This is a genomic window from Brochothrix campestris FSL F6-1037, assembly GCF_000525915.1.
GTDB lineage: Bacteria > Bacillota > Bacilli > Lactobacillales > Listeriaceae > Brochothrix > Brochothrix campestris.
The window spans coordinates 1-20,213 of sequence record NZ_AODH01000050.1 but is presented as its reverse complement, the minus strand read 5'-3'; the positions used below and the strand labels follow the sequence as shown (position 1 = coordinate 20,213).

At 40.8% G+C, this 20,213-nt stretch carries 18 protein-coding genes and 4 pseudogenes; 12 read left to right on the top strand and 10 right to left on the bottom strand.

The genetic code is table 11. From position 1 onward, the window contains the following. A partial coding sequence (locus BCAMP_RS13965) for a hypothetical protein (protein ID WP_198015774.1) occupies positions 1-250 on the top strand: 250 nt, incomplete at its 5' end. A gap of 70 nt (positions 251-320) precedes the next feature. On the opposite strand, the pseudogene BCAMP_RS10515 reads toward BCAMP_RS13965, so the two are convergent. Next, positions 321-1,669: pseudogene (locus tag BCAMP_RS10515) on the bottom strand (DHA2 family efflux MFS transporter permease subunit). Between the two features lie 311 nt (positions 1,670-1,980). Here BCAMP_RS10515 and BCAMP_RS10510 point away from each other — a divergent pair. The 4 genes and pseudogenes from BCAMP_RS10510 (at position 1,981) to BCAMP_RS10495 (ending at position 4,907) form a co-directional block, all read left to right on the top strand. Next, positions 1,981-2,586, top strand: a complete 606-nt coding sequence (locus BCAMP_RS10510) for a hypothetical protein (protein ID WP_035315507.1) — start codon at positions 1,981-1,983, stop codon at positions 2,584-2,586. Positions 2,587-2,752: 166 nt separating this feature from the next. Beyond that, positions 2,753-3,649, top strand: a complete 897-nt coding sequence (locus tag BCAMP_RS10505) for a LysR family transcriptional regulator (RefSeq protein WP_035315505.1) — start codon at positions 2,753-2,755, stop codon at positions 3,647-3,649. Positions 3,650-3,823: 174 nt separating this feature from the next. Continuing rightward, positions 3,824-3,970, top strand: a pseudogene (locus BCAMP_RS10500) (SDR family oxidoreductase); the annotation flags it as partial. Between the two features lie 157 nt (positions 3,971-4,127). Next, positions 4,128-4,907 (top strand): HAD family hydrolase, encoded by a 780-nt coding sequence (locus BCAMP_RS10495; RefSeq protein WP_035315502.1) that lies wholly within the window; start codon positions 4,128-4,130, stop codon positions 4,905-4,907. A gap of 331 nt (positions 4,908-5,238) precedes the next feature. Here BCAMP_RS10495 and BCAMP_RS10490 read toward each other — a convergent pair whose 3' ends face one another. The 4 genes from BCAMP_RS10490 to BCAMP_RS10475 are packed head-to-tail and all read right to left on the bottom strand — an operon-like array spanning position 5,239 to position 8,919. Continuing rightward, positions 5,239-6,207 (bottom strand): FecCD family ABC transporter permease, encoded by a 969-nt coding sequence (locus tag BCAMP_RS10490; RefSeq protein ID WP_035315500.1) that lies wholly within the window; start codon positions 6,205-6,207, stop codon positions 5,239-5,241. Continuing rightward, positions 6,200-7,186, bottom strand: a complete 987-nt coding sequence (locus BCAMP_RS10485; RefSeq protein ID WP_035315498.1) for a FecCD family ABC transporter permease — start codon at positions 7,184-7,186, stop codon at positions 6,200-6,202. The genes BCAMP_RS10490 and BCAMP_RS10485 overlap by 8 nt, the downstream gene beginning before the upstream one ends. 21 nt (positions 7,187-7,207) lie before the next feature. Further along, positions 7,208-8,125: an ABC transporter substrate-binding protein gene (locus BCAMP_RS10480; protein ID WP_035315496.1), complete on the bottom strand. Its 918-nt coding sequence runs from the start codon at positions 8,123-8,125 to the stop codon at positions 7,208-7,210. Next, positions 8,122-8,919 carry an ABC transporter ATP-binding protein gene (locus BCAMP_RS10475; RefSeq protein ID WP_035315494.1) on the bottom strand — a complete coding sequence of 266 codons (798 nt, stop codon included), beginning with the start codon at positions 8,917-8,919 and terminating at the stop codon, positions 8,122-8,124. Before BCAMP_RS10475 ends, BCAMP_RS10480 begins: the two co-directional genes overlap by 4 nt. A gap of 123 nt (positions 8,920-9,042) precedes the next feature. Between BCAMP_RS10475 and BCAMP_RS10470 the strand changes: the two are divergent. Both BCAMP_RS10470 and BCAMP_RS10465 read left to right on the top strand, forming a co-directional pair. Continuing rightward, positions 9,043-10,076, top strand: a pseudogene (locus tag BCAMP_RS10470) (NAD(P)/FAD-dependent oxidoreductase). A gap of 64 nt (positions 10,077-10,140) precedes the next feature. Then, positions 10,141-10,347, top strand: coding sequence for a TM2 domain-containing protein (locus tag BCAMP_RS10465; protein ID WP_035315493.1), 207 nt, complete (start codon positions 10,141-10,143; stop codon positions 10,345-10,347). A gap of 227 nt (positions 10,348-10,574) precedes the next feature. Here the strand turns inward: BCAMP_RS10465 and BCAMP_RS10460 are convergent, their stop codons facing one another. The 4 genes from BCAMP_RS10460 to BCAMP_RS10445 all read right to left on the bottom strand — a co-directional run bounded on the left by BCAMP_RS10460 (position 10,575) and on the right by BCAMP_RS10445 (position 14,618). Continuing rightward, complete coding sequence (locus BCAMP_RS10460; RefSeq protein WP_035315491.1) at positions 10,575-11,702, bottom strand: cation:proton antiporter; 1,128 nt, start codon at positions 11,700-11,702, stop codon at positions 10,575-10,577. Positions 11,703-11,803: 101 nt separating this feature from the next. Beyond that, positions 11,804-12,601, bottom strand: a complete 798-nt coding sequence (locus tag BCAMP_RS10455; RefSeq protein ID WP_035315489.1) for an ABC transporter permease — start codon at positions 12,599-12,601, stop codon at positions 11,804-11,806. Continuing rightward, positions 12,594-13,523, bottom strand: a complete 930-nt coding sequence (locus BCAMP_RS10450) for an ABC transporter ATP-binding protein (RefSeq protein ID WP_035315488.1) — start codon at positions 13,521-13,523, stop codon at positions 12,594-12,596. The genes BCAMP_RS10455 and BCAMP_RS10450 overlap by 8 nt, the downstream gene beginning before the upstream one ends. 12 nt (positions 13,524-13,535) lie before the next feature. Further along, a complete protein-coding gene (locus tag BCAMP_RS10445; RefSeq protein ID WP_084038812.1) occupies positions 13,536-14,618 on the bottom strand; it encodes an AraC family transcriptional regulator in 1,083 nt (360 codons plus the stop codon). Positions 14,619-14,730: 112 nt separating this feature from the next. Between BCAMP_RS10445 and BCAMP_RS10440 the strand changes: the two genes are divergently transcribed. The 5 genes and pseudogenes from BCAMP_RS10440 to rhaM all read left to right on the top strand — a co-directional run bounded on the left by BCAMP_RS10440 (position 14,731) and on the right by rhaM (position 19,868). After that, the gene (locus BCAMP_RS10440; protein ID WP_035315486.1) at positions 14,731-16,005 is read left to right on the top strand and encodes an MFS transporter; all 1,275 of its coding nucleotides are present in this window, start codon (positions 14,731-14,733) and stop codon (positions 16,003-16,005) included. Between the two features lie 14 nt (positions 16,006-16,019). Continuing rightward, entirely contained in the window at positions 16,020-17,465 is a 1,446-nt protein-coding gene (gene rhaB, locus BCAMP_RS10435; RefSeq protein WP_035315484.1) for a rhamnulokinase, read from the top strand. A 1-nt stretch (position 17,466) separates the two neighbouring features. Further along, positions 17,467-18,714, top strand: a pseudogene (gene rhaA, locus BCAMP_RS13960) (L-rhamnose isomerase); the annotation flags it as partial. Between the two features lie 18 nt (positions 18,715-18,732). Further along, complete coding sequence (rhaD, locus tag BCAMP_RS13955; RefSeq protein WP_198015775.1) at positions 18,733-19,551, top strand: rhamnulose-1-phosphate aldolase; 819 nt, start codon at positions 18,733-18,735, stop codon at positions 19,549-19,551. A 2-nt stretch (positions 19,552-19,553) separates the two neighbouring features. Beyond that, a complete protein-coding gene (gene rhaM, locus BCAMP_RS10425) occupies positions 19,554-19,868 on the top strand; it encodes an L-rhamnose mutarotase (RefSeq protein ID WP_035315482.1) in 315 nt (104 codons plus the stop codon). Between the two features lie 15 nt (positions 19,869-19,883). Here rhaM and BCAMP_RS13950 read toward each other — a convergent pair. Next, on the bottom strand, positions 19,884-20,213 hold a 330-nt coding region (locus tag BCAMP_RS13950; protein ID WP_035315479.1), incomplete at its 5' end, for a hypothetical protein.

Here is a 20,213-nt window from a genome sequence, read left to right as displayed (position 1 = left end):
AGTGAAAGAAACAGCGCCCGTCGATGCTAAAAGTTTCACAGAACAAGGCTTGCAAATTAACTTAGCAGCGACAGCAAATGCAGGCGTAACAGCTGAAACAGTCGCAGTGTCGGAAGAAAATCAACTCGTAGCAAACGGATCACGTTTTGAACATACAATTGAATTAAACCCAACATTAGCTGCACCGAAAGCAACCGCAGCTGGCACATATGCAACAACACTTGACTGGACATTAAAACCAGCGGAATAATGTAACTAGAAAAAGCCATTATCGAAATATCGATAATGGCTTTTTTTGTTTTATATAATGTATGGGTGAATTATTTGCCATAAGCTTTCGTATTAACAAAGAGAGAAAGGATGAATAGAACCGCAGCGATAATCAACGAAAAGATAAAGACATAATGGGCGCCGTTAATCATCTCAAAGGCTGTATTCACACCGCCTGAATTGATATACGCTGTTTTTCCAGCGGTTAAAAAGACCATTGTTAGTGCAATCGCAATCGCACCACCGATTTGCTGCATCGTGTTTAAGACGGCAGTGCCATCCGGTGCAATTTCAGGTGGTAATTGATTCAACGCGTTTGTTTGAGCGGGTGAAAAAATTAATGGAATGCCAATCATAAAGACAACGGTTGCAATAATAATCGCTGCGATAGCTGTTGTTGCAGTGGCGAAAACGAGAAATGTCATCGCCAATACTGCAAGCAAGGCACCGATCTTAACGAGCCATTTTGCTCCGAACGAATCGAATAGTCGACCCGCGACAGCTGAGAACAGCCCGTTAGCAATCCCACAAGGAAGTAAGCAGAGGCCAACTAAGGCCGCGGGCAATAGCCGTCCATCAATAAAGTACAACGGTAAAACGAGCATTACAGCCATAATCATGCCAAATGCTAAAATAATCATCAACACGCCTAATGAGAAGTTTTTATATTGAAAGACGCGTAAATTTAAAATTGGAATAACCATTTTTAGTTGTCGGTATGTAAAGAGCGCGAGGGCAATTAAACCGATGCTAATTGTGAAAACAACCTCGATACTCCCCCAACCTTTATCGCCGGCAGATGAAAAACCAAACACAACACTACCAAAACCGATGACGGAGAGTGCCACCGATAATGCATCGATTTTTGGTCGGGTAACCGTGGTGATGTTTCGCATGTAAATATATGAAACAATGAAAGCGATGGCTAAAAAGGGGAGCATCACGATGAAAATCCAACGCCATGATAAACTAGATAATAAAAAACCTGAAATAGTAGGGCCAATTACCGGTGCGAAACTAATGACTAGCCTACGAATCCCATTGCTGTCCCTCGTTTTTCGGGAGGATAAATAATTAGGACAGTGTTAAAAATGAGTGGGATTAAAATACCAGTTGCGATACCTTGAATAATCCGTCCGATTAATAAAAACGCAAATAAAGGAGCAGTTGCGCAAATAATCGTTCCGATGATGAAAATAAGAATAGATGATAATAATAATTTTCGGGTGGTTACCCATCTAAGGAGTAATCCAGATAAGGGTGCTAGGATACCAATTGCTAAAATGTAACTGGTGCTAAGCCATTGTACAGTACTTGGGGTAATTGTGAAATCTTTCATTAATTGACTCAAGGCTATGTTTAAGGCTGTTTCGCCAAATAATCCAATGAAACCAGCCATTAGTAAACCGAGTAATAGTTGTGTATGTTTAATTTCAATAGGTGTTTGTGTTGTACTTTTCAAATAATCGCCTCTTTTCTAAAGAATGAAAATACTTTGTTACAAAGTATATCTGTAATTCTATCTGATAATAAACTATCTGTATAGGCAAGTAGCAGTTTTTTTTTTATTTCCTCGGAAATTTTCAAGGGTTTCGATTTGAAATAGGGTGAATTGTTTGAGAGGAAAGTGATAAGGAGGGAATTAAAACAGGTGGAAATGTGTTAAAATGAAAGTAATACTTCACTATATAGAGAAGGGTATGAGAATGTATGAAAGCATTTGTAATTAAATTGCTAATTGGCTTGCTAATAGTAGGTGGAGGCACGTATGCTGCGTATTACTATACACAAGAATCGCATAGTACACATAATGAGAAAATTGCAAAGAAAGTGCGAGCAATCGTTGATAAGGATGGTTATGTCGACAATACTATTTCAGTCACTGATCTTCGTCAAGATATCGACAATGTTTCGGAAGATGTTTTACGAGGTGAATTAGAATCGCGGTTGCCTGATATTGAAGATCGTCAAAAGGCTAACAAGATGACCAATCGCTTAATTAAACAAGGTGTTGTCACTAATAGTGCGACACAAGCAAAAATTCAAGCAGCGATTAACGCGATGGATATTTTTCCTGATTCAAAATGGAAAGAAGAACGTCTAATGTCATTGGCAAGTGCAAGTAAACAACTATCGGATACGTACAACTTAAGAACTGATATGACAAAATGGTTAGCGAAAGATAAACAGGATGCTAAGCTTTCGCAAAGTAAGTTTGATGATTTCCAAAAACGCTTGGAAAACATTACCAATACAAAAAGCCATGATCAAATACAAGCACTGTTACAGCAGCTAGAAGGAAAAGTTAAGAAATAGTAGCAATTAAGACGTTGACAATCGAGTCAATGTCTTTTTTTTAAGAATATAAACAGGTTGTTTCCAACTGATTGATAACGCTTACAAAATCGTTGTGAGAGTATGTTAAATTTAGTAAACTAGACATAGAAGCTAGTTAACTTAAGTAAAACTGAAGGGAGAGACTATGAATTTACAACAATTTGAGTATGTCATTGCTGTCGCCCGTAGTGGTTCATTAACGAAGGCGAGTGAGCAGTCTAATATTACGCTATCTGCGATGAGTCAATCAATTAGCGCGCTTGAAAAGGAGTTAGCAATATCGATTTTTAAACGCTCAAAAAAAGGCAGCCAGGCGACTGCACAAGGTCAAGTAGTGATTCAATATGCTAAGAAAATCACGAAGGTTGTTAGCGATATGCATCAGCAAATCGAGCGAACAACGATGTGTTCCAATGGGGTGATTCGGCTAGCGACGATTCCGACAGCAATGCACTTGTTGATGCAAATAAGCACACAGTTTAATCAGCAACAACCAGACGTGCAGTTAGCGATTGCAGAAAAGAACGGTATTGATATTATTAAAGCGGTGCAACAGAATGAGCTTGATATTGGACTGTTGATGATTCATCCTGAGATGAAGTTAGATTTGACGGGTGTGAATGCGCAACGATTACAAACAGCCAAGATGTTGGCTATTGTACCAAAGGAGAGCCGCTACGGACGTAAGGCTAAAATCAGCCCTGAGGAATTGTTGACATATCCATTAGTAAGCTATCGTGATGATTTTATCTTATGGTATTTTGAAGAAGTCATCTGCCGATACGGTTGTCCTAATTTGCGACTGAGTTCAAATAATACCAATGCCTTAACGAAGGCATTGCATGAAGGAGCGGCAACCTTTGGTGTGGATTATTCGTTTGTGGAGGCTACACGAAAAAAAGAACAGCCGTTAGCCTTTAAACCATTGGATGTCCCACAAAATACAGTGGAGATGATAATGATTTCACAACGGGGTCTAGAGCAAAAAAAGGGGTTTCAACTATTTGAAAAACAGTTGAAACAATATTTTACAGCGATATAAAAAGCTTTATCAAAGCGATTATCCTTTAATAGTTCGAGAGGTTCATATGGACTGATTTGAGGTAAAGTAGCAGGAGGGACTTCGTTAAGAAGTGAAATCTATTAAAAAAGGGTTTTTGATGAAATGAACAGATTAAATGACAAAATTGCGCTGATTACTGGTGGTGCCTCAGGTATGGCGGCGCTTGTGGCAGCAACACCACTTAAACGTTTAGGTAAAGCAGTTGAAGTCGCCAATGCAGCGCTATTTTTAGCATCGGATGAATCCTCTTATATTACAGGGGCAGCATTAGTAATTGATGGTGGGGATTCTGCTCGTTAATGATAGTATGATTGAAAGTGCAGTCCGCTCGTAGAAAAAGCCACTTGAGTTGTTTTCAAAAAAAGTCGTCTTTCTGACTTGGTCTACAAACTGTTGGTTTTTTTTTAGCTGAAAATTATGCTATGCTAAAAAAAACGAACGTAGGGGAGCGAAGTCAATGACAATCAAAACGCTAGTATTCGATTTAGATGATACTTTATTATGGGATAAGAAAAGTATCTCAGAGGCCTTTAGATTAACCTGTGAGCATGCCAAGGCACAAACAGGTGTTGATGCGGAATTGCTAGAAAAAGCCGTGAGAGAGGTAGCCACTAAGCTTTATGCCAGTTATCCAACTTATTCGCTCACTCAACAAATTGGAATCAATCCATTTGAAGGTTTGTGGGCTCAGTTTGATGAGTCGTTACCTGTTTTTTCAGCGTTGCAAAGATTGGCTCCTCGTTACCGTAATGATGCATGGCATCAAGGCTTACAAGCTTGTGGCATTGAAAACTGGCAGCTAGCGGAAGCTTGTGCCGCTTATTTCATCACAATGCGCCGTCAAAGTCCCTTTTTATATGAGGATAGCCTATCTGTTTTAGCAGAACTGCAGGCGAGATACCAATTGGTATTGTTAACGAATGGTGCCCCGAGTTTACAAAATGAAAAATTACGTTTAACTCCTGAGCTAGTCCCTTTCTTTGAGAGCATCATCATTTCAGGCGATATCGGCTATGGTAAGCCGGATGTGCGTTTATTTGAACATCTCTTAGCGACATTAGCGATTGAAGCCACAGAAACAATAATGATTGGTGATAATTTGATGACTGATATATTAGGTGCTAATCGTAGTGGGATGCGATCGATTTGGCTAAATCGTGAGGCTAAACCATTGATTGAAGGCATAACCCCCACTTATACTGTGACGTCGTTAACAGCGCTATTGGAAATTGTTTAATTGAATACTAAAGTTAGAGTGTCAAAAAAAAGAAGCTGTGATAACAGCTTCTTTTTTTTTATATTCTCGTTTCTAACGGTTTGATTTCGCTTTTATTTATCCAGCTCAATCAACCAGCACTTAGGAAATTTCACTCCTCACTTGCCGACGGTAAATAATCGGCCGATTCGGTAGTTCCAATTTCGACAGTTCTAACAGTTTGATTTCGCTGTTACCTCTCCAGTTACATCAGCTAACAGCACGTAAATTTCAACTTCGCTGCTTGCGATAGAAAATAATCGCAAGCTCGAACTTTCCAATCACTGCAGGTTAAAACAGCTTTAACGTACTTTTACTTTTTCCTCAATAAATAAATGAAATATGGTGCGCCAATAATTGCCACGATAATGCCAGCGGGGATGTTCAATCGTTGGGCAATGCCGTCAGCAGCGACAAGCAAAATCGCACCAATTAGCAAGCTCATTGGTAAAAAATGCCGGTGTTTAGTGCCGACTAAATTTTTGGCGATGTGCGGGCCAAGTAAGCCGATGAACGAAATACCACCTGTAATTGATACAGCGACACCAGCTAGCACAACAGCGGAGCTAATATAACCGATGCGCCACCGTTTTAAGGGGATACCAAGTCCAATGATTGATTCACGGCTCAGTTGTAAATAATCGAGTTGTCGTACTTGGCTTAAAATAGTCGGGATAACAACGAGGCAAAGTCCCGCTAAAATCGCGGCATAAAACCAACTTGTACCCCAGATGGAACCGGCGAGCCAACTCGCCAAAAAATCCACCTTTTCTTGCCGCGTCGGTGACATTAACACAACCATGATGCCAGACATCGCAAACGAAAAACCGATGCCGTTTAAAATCATCGCACTCGTTTTGTTATTTGATAAGACGAGGATTAAAGTAGCGGTTAAGCCTGCGCCAACACAGCCGGCCACGGGCAATAAATACGATTGATTCGCTAAGGAAAGCGGTGCGAATAAGAAGAATACGGCAATACCAGCGCCTGCACCGGCATTAATACCGATGATACCCGGATCAGCTAAGTCATTTTTAATGACCGTTTGCAGCAGGGCACCGGATAAGGCAAGTGCCATACCAGCAAACAAGACGATAAATAAACGTGGTAAGCGGATTTCCCAAACGATGAAATTTTCCATCATAGTACCATCACCGACTAAAGTCGCTAAAATGCGGTTGAAACTAACCGCATGACTTGCAGCCATCAACGAGCTAAAAAAACAGACAAGTAACAGAAGGGCAATTACACTAAAACGCAGACGTCGTTGTTGTTTAGTCATGAGTCACACCTCCGCGTTGAACGATGAATAAAAAGAACGGCAAACCGGCAATCGATAAAATCGCCACAATCGGAATTTCGAACGGCGGATTGAGCGCACGGCTTAACGTATCTGCTAGTAAGAGTAAGCCGGCCCCAGTTAAGGCCGCCATCGGCAATTGATAGCGGTAGTTTGTGCCGATAACATAGCGGGCAATATGCGGCACGATGAGACCGACAAAGGCCATGTTCCCGATTAAGGCAACGGCAGCCCCGGTTAACAATGTTGTTAATAAAAATAACAGTAATTTTGTTTGTTTAATATTAAGTCCTAGCCCGATGCCAACCTCGTCGCTCATACTCAGCAAGCCAACTTTTTTTGCGAGCAACAAAGCACAGAGTAAGGCAATGGCAATAACCGGGAAAACCAGTTTGACCTCCGCCCACGTCACCCCAATTAGCCCACCTGACGTCCACATTGTGACGCTTTGTGAGGACTTTGTTAACAGCATAATGCCCTCTGCGATGGCGGTGAGCAAAGCTGAAATAGCGGCCCCGGCCAGAATAACTTTGAAAATACTATGCGATTGGCTCATGCCTAACACAAGGAGAGCCCCCAATGTGGCTCCGAGAAAAGAGGCCCCCATGATGCCGTAAAATGATAAAGTTGGGATGAGCGCCATCACAAGTGAAATGCCGAGGTTTGCCCCGGCACTTAAACCAAGCAAGCCAGGATCAGCTAAAGGATTACGGGTGATTGCTTGCATAATACAGCCTGATACTCCTAATGCCGCACCAACGAGTAAGGCTGCAACATTACGTGGCAGCCTGAGTTCGAGGAGGGTTGTGAATGTTTGTGCATGCGCCCCGTCAAACAGGCTCTGCCAAAGGTAAGGCAACGAATAATTTGTTGCCCCTAAGGCGAATGCACACACAAGCAAGAGTAAGAGTATCACACTAATAATAACGAAACGTAGTGGTCGATTAAGGTGTGATGTCACAAATAGTACCTCCGAAGGTGATTAATTCATTTTTAGTAACGCGTCTTTGATTGTTTTTAATTGGAAATCAAGCGTCAAGGGATCATTGAAATAAAAGGTTGCTGATTCCACATTGATGACACGGTTGTTTTTCACGGCTGGAATCGCATTAAATGAAGCTGTTTTTTGGAAAGAACTATCGGCATCACTGGCAGAACTTAAGATGACATAGTCGCCCATATAGTTGCCTAATTCTTCGTTAGATAACGTGTAGTAGCCAGCTTTTAAGGCTTTTTCTTTCACGATATCAGGCATTTTCAGACCCATTTCTTGATAGACAACTTCAGAACCGCGGCCCCAGTTATCACCGAACACAGTCACTTGTTTATTGAATTTTTCTAAGATTGAAATCGTCGCATCTTCACCGATGTGCGCCTTCACTTCTTTACCCGCTACTTTGGTACGGGCTTGGTAATCTTTAATCCAAGCAGCAGCTGCTTTTTCTTGATTAATCGCCTTACCAATTTCAAGTGCCTGTTCTAAGTAGGGAAGTTTACCATACGTATAGAGGACAGTGGGGGCGATTTTTTTAAGCTTTTCTTTACCTTTAACGGTTTGAAGGGCGATGATTAAATCAGGTTTAACGGCAATGATGCTTTCGAGGTCGTCTTCAGACACTTCGGTGACATTTTTAAGTTGTTTATCGAAGTTCGGATTCATTTTTGACCAGCTATCAACACCAACAACCTTGTCACTGAATTTAAGAACGTTCCCTGCAAAACCAGATAAAACGACGATACGCTGTGGCTTCGCTGGTAGTTCAATCGGACCATCTTCAGATTGATAGGTGAATGTTTTAGGCTCTGCTTTCGCAGTTGTGTGTTTAGCTGCGTCAGTGCCACAGCCTGTTAAGATAAGGACGAGTGCAGCGATACAGACAAGCATAAGTTTAGTTTTCATGAGAATCTCCTTTTTTTTGGCAATAAGTTATATGAAATACAGCGTGGACAATGGTAACGTTCATCCCAGTCAATTTCTGTTTCAATGTTGAAAATGGCAGCGAGATTAGGACTGGTCATAACTTCTTGCGGTGTGCCGGCATAAAGCACCTTGCCTTCTTTCATTGCGACAATATGGTCGGCATAGCGTGCGGCTTGGTTTAAATCGTGCAACACCATCACGATTGTACGATGTTGTTGAATGTTTAGCTGCTGTAATAACTCCAATACCTCGAGTTGATGAGCGATGTCTAAATAAGTTGTCGGTTCATCTAAAATAATAAAGTCAGTATCTTGAGCTAAAGCCATCGCGATCCAAACACGTTGGCGTTGACCGCCCGATAATTCATCAATGAGGGCATCTTTTAAAGACGTAATCTGTGTGACTGCTAAGGCCCACTCAATCACTTTTTTATCGGCTGCTTTATTAGAGCGACGTTGATGCGGATAACGCCCGTAAGAAACGAGGTCATAAACACTTAAACCGATTGGTGTTTCAGGTGACTGTGGTAGAATGGCGAGCTTTTTAGCAATTGCCAATGAGGGCAGTTGCTTAATTTTGGCACCATCGAGGACGATACTACCATTTTCGTAAGGTAGAATGCGTGCAACGGCTTTTAATAAGGTTGATTTACCGCAACCGTTGGGTCCGATAATCGCGGTTATTTTTTGATCGGGTAGTTCTAAGGTAACTGACTCGACTGTTTTTTTAGAGCCATAAAAGACGTCAAGTTTTGAAATATGTAAACGCGTCATGTCAGCGCACTCCCATCTAGTAATAATAGATTGATAATCGTTATCAATTAAGTGTATAATAAACTTAAATTACTAGCCTTGTCAATAACAATCGCGGTTAACCGCCTAAAGGAGTTAGGTCTAATGGATGAAAAAGAACTCTATGATGTGACGATTATCGGGGGTGGCCCATCAGGGTGCTACTCAACCTTCTATGCAGGACTGCGTCAAATGAAGACGAAAGTCATTGATTTTCAAGCATCTCTCGGTGGAAAACTACAAATTTATCCTGAAAAAATCGTTTGGGATATTGGCGGACAACCACCGATTCCAGCCGGACAATTTATTGACCAAATTGTGACGCAGGCCCATACCTTTAACCCAACTGTTGTGCTCAAAGAAAAGGTCGTTTCGGTGACAAAGAAGGACAATCACTTCGAATTAATGACAGCATCGGGTCAGCCGCACTACTCTAAAACGGTTATATTCGCTGTGGGGAGTGGCATCATTACACCACAAAAAATTGCGATTACAGGCGCAGAACGATTTGAAGTGACCAACCTCAATTACACCGTCAAATCGCTCGGAAGTTTTCGTGGCAAAACAGTGCTTGTATCAGGCGGAGGCCATTCGGCCGTCGACTGGGCGAATGAAATTGAACCCTATGCCAAAAAAGTGTACATTGCTTGTCGCAAAACAGAATTAGTGGCCCATGAAGCGGATATTGCTAAGTTGGCTCACAATAAGGTGGAATGTTGGTATAATACAACTGTACGGTCGTTTATTTCAGATAAACATAACAGTCGGATTTGTGGTGTGTCGCTGTTACGAGATGGTGAGGAGCAAATCGTTGATGTTGATGAAGTGATTGTTAATCACGGCTATGAGATTGATAACGCCCTCATTGAGCAAGCAAAGGTGAAGATGAACGAACATCAATTAATCGAAGGCAATGGTTATTGTGAAACGTCTGTCCCCGGTATCTTTGCCGTAGGCGACATTATTGCGTATGAAGCAAACTCAATTTAATTGCCGGTACGTTTCAAGATGCTGCTAATGCAATCAACCAATGCAAACAATTTGTTGAACCAAAAGCAGATGCAATCGGCATGGTTTCTTCGCATAATGAGATGTTTAAATCACTCAATAAAACAGTGGCAGAAAAACTATTCTCATGACCGTTAAAGTTGAAGGTACATACTAACCATGATATTCTAAAGATACAAAGGGGCGTGATTGGAAATGAAGGAAGTTAATAAAGTTATTTACATAGTACTAGCCTTGTTTTTAGGTCATTTTGGTCTCCATCAATTTTATGCCGGTAAAAATGGACTCGGCATCTTGTTCTTAATCTTTTGTTGGACAGGGATACCAGGTGTGATTGGTATTATCCAAGGCATTTTAGCCATCTTTAAAACAGCAGATAGCGATGGTAAAATTGCACTTTAATGAACGATAAAAAGAAACAAAAAGTCGATTCATAGGAATCTAGCGCAACCAAAAAAGGATTAGTGGCAGAATAGATGCTTGCTAATCCTTTTTTATTTGGATTAATCCAAAAACAGATTCGATCAGGCAAGAGACAAATAGATACAAAAAAGCAGCCCCAGCTTTATCGAAAGTAATCGATAGAGTAGGAGCTGTTTTGTTACTTTCACTAAAAAAACGTGTTCATCTTATGCGGGTTTAATTAAGGCTTTAAGTAAAGGTGGTGTCACTAAGGTCGTAATAATGACCGCGACTATAATCGGTGTGAAGTAACTTTGCGAGATGAGACCCGCACTCAAGCCGAGACTGGCAGTAATCAAAGCGACTTCGCCTCGAGAAATCATGGCCGCCCCGATGATGAGCGATCCGCGTGTATCAAAGCCAGTGACTCGTGCCCCAATTGCAGCCCCAACTAGTTTTGTAATAATAGCGACAACTGTTAGTAAGAGTAATAATAACAGATGAGAGCCAATACCGGTGAAGTCGACTGATAATCCAATTCCGACAAAAAAGACCGGGACGAATAAGGTGAAAATGGCGGGCGCGAATTTCTCTTCAACGACCACTTTTTGTTTGATGCCCGACAAGGCTAAGCCGGCAATGAAGGCACCAATAATATTGCTTAAGCCCATTGCATCTGCGAAATATGAAAAGCTTAAGCAGAGAATGGCAGCAAAAACTATAAAAGCATCGTTCGATTTTGAGAATAAGCGAGCGATGAGTGGCACAATTTTCCAACTGATCAGGATAATAACAATGAAGAAAACGAGCTGTTTAATAAAAACAAGCGATAAACTCATATCATCGGCAACGGTTAAACTTAACATCACCGCTAAACCGACAATCACAAGCACATCATCAACGACAGCCGCCCCAAGGACGGTAATGCTTTCACGACTTTTAAGAACATTTAACTCGCGGAAGGTTTGAACTGAAATGCTGACTGACGTAGCCGAAAAAACGATCCCGATGAACAGAGAATGTGTCAGTGATAAGCCCATCAAATAACCGACTAGGTAACCACCAATAAAGGGTGCAATCACACCTAAGACGGCGACGGTGATGGCTGATTTTTGGTTGTCACGCAAGTCCTTCATGTTTGTTTCTAAACCGGCAAAAAACATTAAGAAAATCACACCCAGTTCACTAAAGGTTTCGAGTGAATGAGAGAAAGTCAGCCAACCGAAAACGGCTGGTCCGATTAAAATACCAACGATAATTTCACCAAGGACGCTCGGTTGCCCGAGTCGTTGTGATAAGTACCCCACACTTTTTGCTGCCACGATAATAAGTGCCAATTGCCATAATAACTCCATAATTTCCTCCTCAAGACAAAAAGAGCCCGTCAATGACAGGCTCCTCCAGTTGTTTTTCAATATAAATAAGTTCTAATCATAGTATATCATAGTATGTGGATTTAGCTAAGTGATACATCACGACGGTTGAAAATAACCTGTGACAAGAGATAAAAAATAATGATGTAGACCATCAAAGCAATCATCATCTGCGGAGCTGAAAGATGGAAGTCAAACAGGTTTGATTCAGCTAATTTAGCAGGCATCACACTATCCTTAATATTTAAGGTATTAAACGGGTTCCATCGTAACCAACTGTATTTTTGAATGAGCATCATCGAAATACCATTTAAAATACTCGAAGAAAATAAGACGGCAGTACCAAAACCAACTGCCAATGCTTGCGATCTGAATGAAGCGGAGATGAAAACAGAAATCATAATATAAAATAACATGAGTAAAAGATTTGCGCCTGCTGTCCGAAAGGCTAAATTGAGTGCAGAGACGTCAACGACACTCGTTAAATTGGCGGTGAGATTAACATCTTTAAAAAACAGTAACGTACCGAGGTAGCTCGTCATAAATAGGAGAAGTGTTAATAAAATCGCCATGATAAAAGCCGTGATGATTTTCGATAACAATATTTGTGTGCGACTAAATGGCCGAATCAATAAAAATTTAATGGTGCCTTGGCTAAATTCACTGGCAACAATCGTGCTGGCTAAGATGACAATAAATAAATTAATTAACGACGTAATGCCACCTAAATTATAAAAATAGTAGGCGCCATCAGATACTAATTCGAGTGAGCTGCAAAGATAAGCAAACCCTAGACCGAAAATAGCTGTGAGCAGTACAAAAACCAGAGTTGAACGACGGAACCACAGTTTGAAAAATTCATTTTGAATGAGACTAAACATGCACATCGCCTCCTTGTGAATGATTGGTTAGTTTGATGAAGTTATCTTCGAGCGTTTCACGCGGTTGCTCGATGGCGATAATATCAATGTTATCTTGGACGAGTGTACGAATGACCTCGGCCAAAGATGCTGTTTTCAACGTGATGATAAGTTGCTCCCCACTTAAGTTTGCCTCGTAATCTAAGGTCTCGAGTGACAGCTTGGCTGAGTGGTTATCGGAAGTTTTTAACTTAATGATATTTGTTTGCACAAGCATATTATCTAAAGATGTATCCTTAATGATAACGCCTTTTTCTAATACGAGGAGGCGAGTACACATTTGTTCAATCTCATGTAGCAGATGGCTCGAAATTAAAATACCGACGTTCTCTTTAAAGGCGAGTTCTTTTAACAACTCGCGGAATTCACGCACACCTTGGGGGTCTAGTCCGTTTGTTGGTTCGTCTAAAATAAGAATGGTTGGTTTATGTAAGATAGCTTGAGCGACGCCAAGACGTTGCCTCATTCCGAGCGAATAAGTCTTAACCTTATTGTGGATACTGTCGGTTAAATGAACGCGTTCAATTAATTGATCGAGTTCGGTCGTTGTAATTTCATAATTGGACAGGCGGATGAATTGCATTAAATTTTGGTAGCCTGTCATATAGTTATAAAATTCGGGGTTTTCGATAATGGCACCAATATGTTTTAAGTATTTACGATTAGTTGGGCTGACCTGCTCGTTCATCACAACGATTTTACCGTTTGTCGGAAAGGTAAGACCGACTATTTGTCGCATAATCGTTGTTTTACCAGAACCATTGGGTCCTAATAAGCCTAAAATCTCGCCTTGTTTAAGCGAAAAGGTAATATCGCTTACGATGGACTTGCGTTTGATTTTTTTAGTGATTTGTTCGAGTTGTAACACTGTTTGTCGCTCCATATGAACACCGCCTTATTTATATCTTTTTTTAGGTATACCCTCTTTAAGTAGTACTATAGCATTAGTTCGTTCGGTTTCCAATTGATAGCTTAAATATAGGAGGTGTCTTGTTGTTTTTTTTCGTGCGTGAGAGGGGAAGTGGTGGAAGTGTTCTTTATATATTTTATAAAAATAAGTTTTATTGGAACAACCAATCGTCTCAATGATCGCATTAATCGGTAAATCGGTTGTAGCTATGAGGTGATGGGCAACAATAAGCCGACGTTCATTCAAAAGTTGTGTAAAGGTCAGCCCTGTAATTTTTTTGATGAGATTACCAGTGTAGTTTGTATTGTAGCCGATTTTTGAAGCAAGTTGCTTTAAAGTGAGTGTTTGATAGTCAGTTTCTATTAGTTTTAAAATAGAAAGCATCAGTTCATCATTGACAGACAATTCTTTCGTTAATGAGTGGCTAAGCATCGAATCACATTTCCTAATAAGCTCAGTGAAAAGTATCGGCAAGTACATGTGTATTATGCGAGTGGAGTAATCTGTCTCTAAATAATATTCATGAATAATCCGTGATAAAACAAATTGGATATGTGTGATATGACTACTTTCAAAATGAAGATACTTTGTTTGATTACAGCTAGTTTTACCAGAAGCATTCAATAAAAACTTGAACGCGGGACTATTTTGTTTATGCATGGTCGTGAGCCAGTCGATATTAATCGCTTGGTTTTTGAAAACAATATTCATTAATAAATCATTTTCGCCACATGCTTTTAAAGAATGGGTACAGCCGACGTCTAATAATAATAATTCACCTTCATGTAAGGTGAGTTCATGACCATCGACAACTTGTTGACAACTACCCTTGAGCATATAATTCAGTTCAACAAATTCATGTTTATGAGCGGGGTAGTCAGCAAAACGATTGTGCCGATTAATGAAGATATCTTTGTGTTTGAAGAAATAGTCATTAATCAACTCAATTTCATTATTTAGTCTGAGGATGCCAGATTGAGGAATATCCATAATAAAAGCCATACCTGATTGTTGTCTTTTTTCAATCGTAGATAACTGTGAAATCGTATTTAAAAGACTACTATCCATTTTATCACCTCTGTGAATTTGATACTTTCATTCTAACACAATGACATTGTAAGCGGATACAAAAAGCGGTTAAATAGAATTAAGAAAGCGTTTACAAAGAGGAGGAAAAGAAATGTCGGAAGCAGTTGTGAACAAAGCAGGAAATAAAAAAGGCACTATTGCGGTCTCATTAACAAATTATTTGGATGCCGGTGCGATAGTTGCAGGGGCCTCAGGATTAACACTTTGGGCGGAAGAATTAAATTTATCAAGTTTAGCTGTCGGTATCTTAGGTGCGGTAAGTGCCAATGCGTTTGGGGCAGCAATTGGTGCATTACTCGGTGGTCGTTTAGCGGATAAATATGGCCGAAAATTTATTTACACGTATAATATGTTAATTTACATGCTCGGTGTCGCCTTAATTATGTTCTCGATGAATTTCACGATGTTGCTCGCCGGCTTCTTAGTTACTGGTATTTCAGTCGGTATTGGTGTTCCAGCAGCCTGGACGTATATATCAGAAACATCAGATGCAGGAAATCGTGCCCGTAATATTGGGATATCACAATTTGCCTGGTCGATTGGACCTGCAATTATTTTCTTGCTCGGTGTTATTTTATCGCCACTGGGATTAATGGGTAATCGAATCATCTTCGGAACATTGTTTGTTGTTGCTTTTATTGCATGGCAAATGCAACGGAAACTCGACGAATCGGAAGCTTGGCAAGCATCACAGGCTGAAGAAAAAATCACTAAAAAAGCACATCCCTATAAAGAATTATTTACGAATAAAATTAATATTAAATCGTTATTATTCCTCGTAGGAGTGTACATGTTCTGGAACTTAGTTGCTGGAGCAATGGGCTTCTTTATGCCATTCGTCTACGAAACAGTAGGTGGGCTAACAAACACGCAAGCGAACTTGTTACAAACGGTTCTCTGGACGACAACAGCTGTTTCAACCTACTTTGTTTTCTCTAAATATGCGGATAAAATTAGTCAACGTACACTATTTACGATTGGGGCAGCCCTTGGCGTTATCGCTTGGATCGTTTTAACGTTCGCAGGAATGACGTGGTTGGCTTTATGGATTTTTGTTATCGCTTGGGGCTTTCAAGCAGGTATTGGTGCACAGGCCTTTTACGCATTATGGTCTTCAGAATTATTCCCAGCTCGCTATCGAGGGGCCGCACAAGGCTTAATGTATTTTGTGGTTCGTTCAAGTGTCGGCATCTGGTCAATGATATTCCCACTAATGCTCAGCTCACTAGGGTTCAAAGCAGCCGGTGTCTTCATGATTATCATGCTCGTCATTTCACTCATTATCGGTGTGATTTGGACGCCAAACACGCAAGGAAAATCGTTAGCCGCGATTACGAAAGAACGTTACGGCTCAACGGAGAAATAGAGGAGGGACGTTAGATGAAACATTATGTGGCAGTTGATATCGGTGCTTCAAGTGGTCGAGTATTGCTAGGATCAATCACAGCAGGCAAGCTTGCATTAGAAGAAATTCATCGCTTTAAAAATGGCTTTTCTCATAAAGACGGACACGATCGTTGGGACATTGATGAGTTGATGACACAAATTTTAACTGGCTTAACACACGTAAAGTCACGTGGGATTGAGTCATGCTCGGTCGGAATTGACACGTGGGGTGTTGATTATGTGCTGCTTCAACAAGGCCAAAAACTGTCGGATCCGATTAGTTATCGCGATAAACGGACAGAAAATGCAATTGTAAACCTGACTGAGCATTGTTCAAAAGATTATATTTACCAAAAAACGGGCATTCAATTTCTGGAATTAAATACGTTGTATCAGTTATACGTGGAAGATAAAGACGTTCTGGCACAAGCGGATACATTATTATTAATCCCTGATTACATCGGCTATTGTTTAACCGGAAAAGCCGTCTCAGAGGTGACCAATTCATCGACGACACAGTTATTAAACTATTCAGATAAGCTCTTTGATGACGATCTCTTAAGTGAGATTGGTGTTAAACCTGAGTTGTTTGCTGAACTCGTTGAAGCTGGCACTGTGTTAGGTCCCTTACAAAGAGAGCAGTTTCCAACATTTGACTTACCTGCCTGTGAAATAATTACAGTCGCGACGCACGATACTGCCTCAGCAATTGTTGGTGTACCGGCAACACACGCCAATTGGTCTTATATTAGTAGCGGAACCTGGTCGTTATTAGGCAAAGAATTAGCAACACCCAAAGTGACCGCTGCCTCGTTTGCGGCTAACTATACGAATGAATGGGGCGCTTATGGTACCTACCGGTTCTTAAAAAACATTATGGGCCTTTGGATTGTTCAAGAAATTGCCCGTAATGAAGACTATCTTCACAGTTATGCTGAAATGGCGGAACTTGCAAATGAGACCGCTTACTTCACCTCGGTAATCGATGTGAATGATGAGCGATTTAACAATCCGCCACAGATGATTGCTGCGATTCAAGATTATTGTCGCGAAACAAACCAACCGATTCCGCAAACCACCGGTGAATTAACCAATTGTGTTTATAGCAGTTTAGCATTATGTTATGCCAAAGAAATTAAGGCGTTAGATGCGATTGTTGGTGAAAAAACAGCGGTGCTTTACATTGTCGGTGGTGGGAGTAATGTGGCAGTCTTAAACCAATTAACCGCTGATTTAGCAAACATTACGATTAAAACCGGACCAGCTGAAGCGACTGCAATTGGTAATCTTGCGGTGCAGATGATTACTGCTGGAGAAATTGACAATCTTGCAGAAGCACGCCAGGTGATCGCTCAATCATTTGCTGGTGAAACATATGAACCATCTAATAACGCAAACAATGAATTTGAACACTTACTAACAAAAATAGGAGGTCATTAAAATGACAAACATTACTACACAATATAATGAAGCAAAAGCACAATATGCCACACTTGGAATCGATACAGATGAGGTTTTACGCAAAATTGCACAGGTGAAAATCTCAATGCACTGTTGGCAAGGCGACGATGTTCGTGGCTTCTTAAATCCAGACGGTGAATTAACCGGAGGTATTGCTGTATCCGGCAACTATTTAGGGGCAGCACATACACCGGATCAATTACGGGCTGACTTGGAGCAAGCCTATGCATTAATTCCTGGGAAACATAAATTAAACTTACATGCAATGTATGCAGATACAACGGAGCAAGTCGATTTAAATACATTAGAACCGCGTCATTTTAGTAAATGGGTTGACTGGGCCAAAGCGCAGGGAATCGGACTCGACTTTAATCCAACGTTTTTCTCACATGCTAATTCAGCAGATGGTTTTACATTAGCGAGTCCAGATGATTCAATTCGTCAATTTTGGATTGAACACGGAAAGGCCTCACGTAAAATCGCTAACTATTTTGGTGAGGAACTCGGTCAAGTGTGTGTGAATAATTTTTGGGTGCCAGATGGATACAAAGATACACCGATTGATCGTCTTAGTCCACGTCAACGCCTAATGGAATCACTCGATGAAATTTTTGAAACGAGCTATGATACAGCCCATACATTAGATGCGGTTGAAAGTAAGGTGTTTGGTCTTGGTGCGGAAGCATACACGGTTGGCTCTCATGAATTTTATATGGGTTATGGTTTAACCCGTGATAAATTAATTTGTATGGATGCCGGACACTTCCATCCGACGGAAGTCATCTCTGATAAATTATCGGCTCTATCGTTATATAGCAGTGGAATTTTGTTACATGTTAGTCGTCCTGTTCGTTGGGATAGTGACCATGTCGTTGTCATGGATGATGAATTGCAAGCAATCGGACGTGAACTTGTTCGTAATGATTTGTTGCAAAAAACATATATTGGCCTCGATTTTTTTGATGCGACAATTAACCGTGTGGCTGCTTGGGTAATCGGAACCCGTAACGCGATTAAAGCAGTTCTAAAAGCGATGTTAGAACCAACAGACTACTTAAAAACAATTGAACGTGAGGGGAATTATACAGAACGCTTAGCATTGGTTGAAGAACTGAAAGATTTTCCATTCGGTAGTGTGTGGAACTATTATTGTCAAGAACAAGGCGTACCAGTTGGACTTGACTGGTTGACAGCAGTAAAAGCATATGAAAAAAAATGTATTAGCAAAACGCTAGGAGGCGCACTGATGACAATTATTAATGCTCACTTTGTAAAAGAGATGATGGCAACAACGGCCAATATGTATCGTTTAGGCTGGGATGAACGCAACGGCGGGAATATTAGTTATTTGCTAACGGAGGCCGAGGTTGCACAGTATTTGACGTTAACAACAGTCGTACGAACGCTACCCTTAGCATTTGATGCAACGGCTTTAGCAGGACGCTATTTTATTGTGACGGGTTCAGGTAAGTACTTCAAAAATGTCGCATTCGAACCAGAAAAGAGTCTCGGTGTCATTCGTATTGCAACGGATGGCGCAGCTGTTGAAGTATTATGGGGCTTTGTAGATGGAGGCGTGCCAACGAGTGAGTTGCCCTCACATTTAATGAGTCATATTAAACGATTGGAAGTCGATCCCAACAACCGGATTGTGATGCACTGCCATGCGACACATTTATTAGCAATGACATATACGCATGATTTGGCAGAACGTGCGCTAACACGAACATTATGGCAAATGTGTACGGAGTGTATTGTTGTGTTCCCAGACGGTGTCGGTGTGATTGAATGGCTTGTTCCAGGAACAACTGTTATTGGTGAACAAACATCTGCTAAAATGCAAAAGAGTCGTCTCGTTGTGTGGCCACATCATGGCATCTATGGCTGTGGTAAAGACATGGATGAAGTATTTGGCTTAATTGAAACAGCCGAAAAAGCTGCCCAAGTATATACCTATGTACAAGCACAAGGTGGTGTGAAACAGACGATTACTGATGCACAATTACAAGCATTGGCAGATGCGTTTAAAGTCACACCAGTGGCAGGCTATTTGAAAGGGGTGTAACGATGGAACGAATTGCGAGTAAAATGTATTTGTTACCAAATGTAAAAGACGAGTACAAAAAACGGCATGATGAGTTATGGCCGGAAATGAAGGCGGCCTTGAAGACACATGGAGCACATAACTATTCGATTTTCTTTGATGAAACAACGGATGAACTCTTTGCTTATTTGGAAGTTGATAATAAGGCGGCTTACCAAAAAATTGCTGAAACAGCTATTTGTCAAGAATGGTGGGTCGCAATGAAGCCTTTAATGAAAACGAATGCGGATAATAGCCCGGTTGAAACAGCCCTTGAAGCGGTCTTTTATTTGGAATAAAGCAGCAAAAAAATATCAACGGTACGTTGCTAAAAACAACGCTCCGTTGCTATTTTTTTGCTTTAAATATGAAGAACAATAAGAGTGATTGGGATGAATAAGGGCTGTCACTTTCACTTCCTTTTTCGCGATTCGAAGCTGTTTGCTTCTAACGGTTGCTGTCACTTTTGTTCTTCCAGTTCCATCAGCTAACTTCTGGGATATTTCAGCTAAAAGGCAGCGACGGGAAATAGTCGCAGACCTTTTATCTTCCAATATCTTCGAAGTTGAACGAGCTGCTGTCACTTTTGTTCTTCCAGTTCCATCAGCTAACTTCTGGGATATTTCAGCTAAAAGGCAGCGACG

Coding starts and splice junctions, on each gene's coding strand:
- BCAMP_RS10510 (WP_035315507.1), top strand. CDS start 1,981: ATGAAAGCATTTGTAATTAAATTGCTAATTGGCTTGCTAATAGTAGGT.
- BCAMP_RS10505 (WP_035315505.1), top strand. CDS start 2,753: ATGAATTTACAACAATTTGAGTATGTCATTGCTGTCGCCCGTAGTGGT.
- BCAMP_RS10495 (WP_035315502.1), top strand. CDS start 4,128: ATGACAATCAAAACGCTAGTATTCGATTTAGATGATACTTTATTATGG.
- BCAMP_RS10490 (WP_035315500.1), bottom strand. CDS start 6,207: ATGACTAAACAACAACGACGTCTGCGTTTTAGTGTAATTGCCCTTCTG.
- BCAMP_RS10480 (WP_035315496.1), bottom strand. CDS start 8,125: ATGAAAACTAAACTTATGCTTGTCTGTATCGCTGCACTCGTCCTTATC.
- BCAMP_RS10475 (WP_035315494.1), bottom strand. CDS start 8,919: ATGACGCGTTTACATATTTCAAAACTTGACGTCTTTTATGGCTCTAAA.
- BCAMP_RS10465 (WP_035315493.1), top strand. CDS start 10,141: ATGAAGGAAGTTAATAAAGTTATTTACATAGTACTAGCCTTGTTTTTA.
- BCAMP_RS10460 (WP_035315491.1), bottom strand. CDS start 11,702: ATGGAGTTATTATGGCAATTGGCACTTATTATCGTGGCAGCAAAAAGT.
- BCAMP_RS10455 (WP_035315489.1), bottom strand. CDS start 12,601: ATGTTTAGTCTCATTCAAAATGAATTTTTCAAACTGTGGTTCCGTCGT.
- BCAMP_RS10450 (WP_035315488.1), bottom strand. CDS start 13,523: ATGGAGCGACAAACAGTGTTACAACTCGAACAAATCACTAAAAAAATC.
- BCAMP_RS10445 (WP_084038812.1), bottom strand. CDS start 14,618: ATGGATAGTAGTCTTTTAAATACGATTTCACAGTTATCTACGATTGAA.
- BCAMP_RS10440 (WP_035315486.1), top strand. CDS start 14,731: ATGTCGGAAGCAGTTGTGAACAAAGCAGGAAATAAAAAAGGCACTATT.
- rhaB (WP_035315484.1), top strand. CDS start 16,020: ATGAAACATTATGTGGCAGTTGATATCGGTGCTTCAAGTGGTCGAGTA.
- rhaD (WP_198015775.1), top strand. CDS start 18,733: ATGACAATTATTAATGCTCACTTTGTAAAAGAGATGATGGCAACAACG.
- rhaM (WP_035315482.1), top strand. CDS start 19,554: ATGGAACGAATTGCGAGTAAAATGTATTTGTTACCAAATGTAAAAGAC.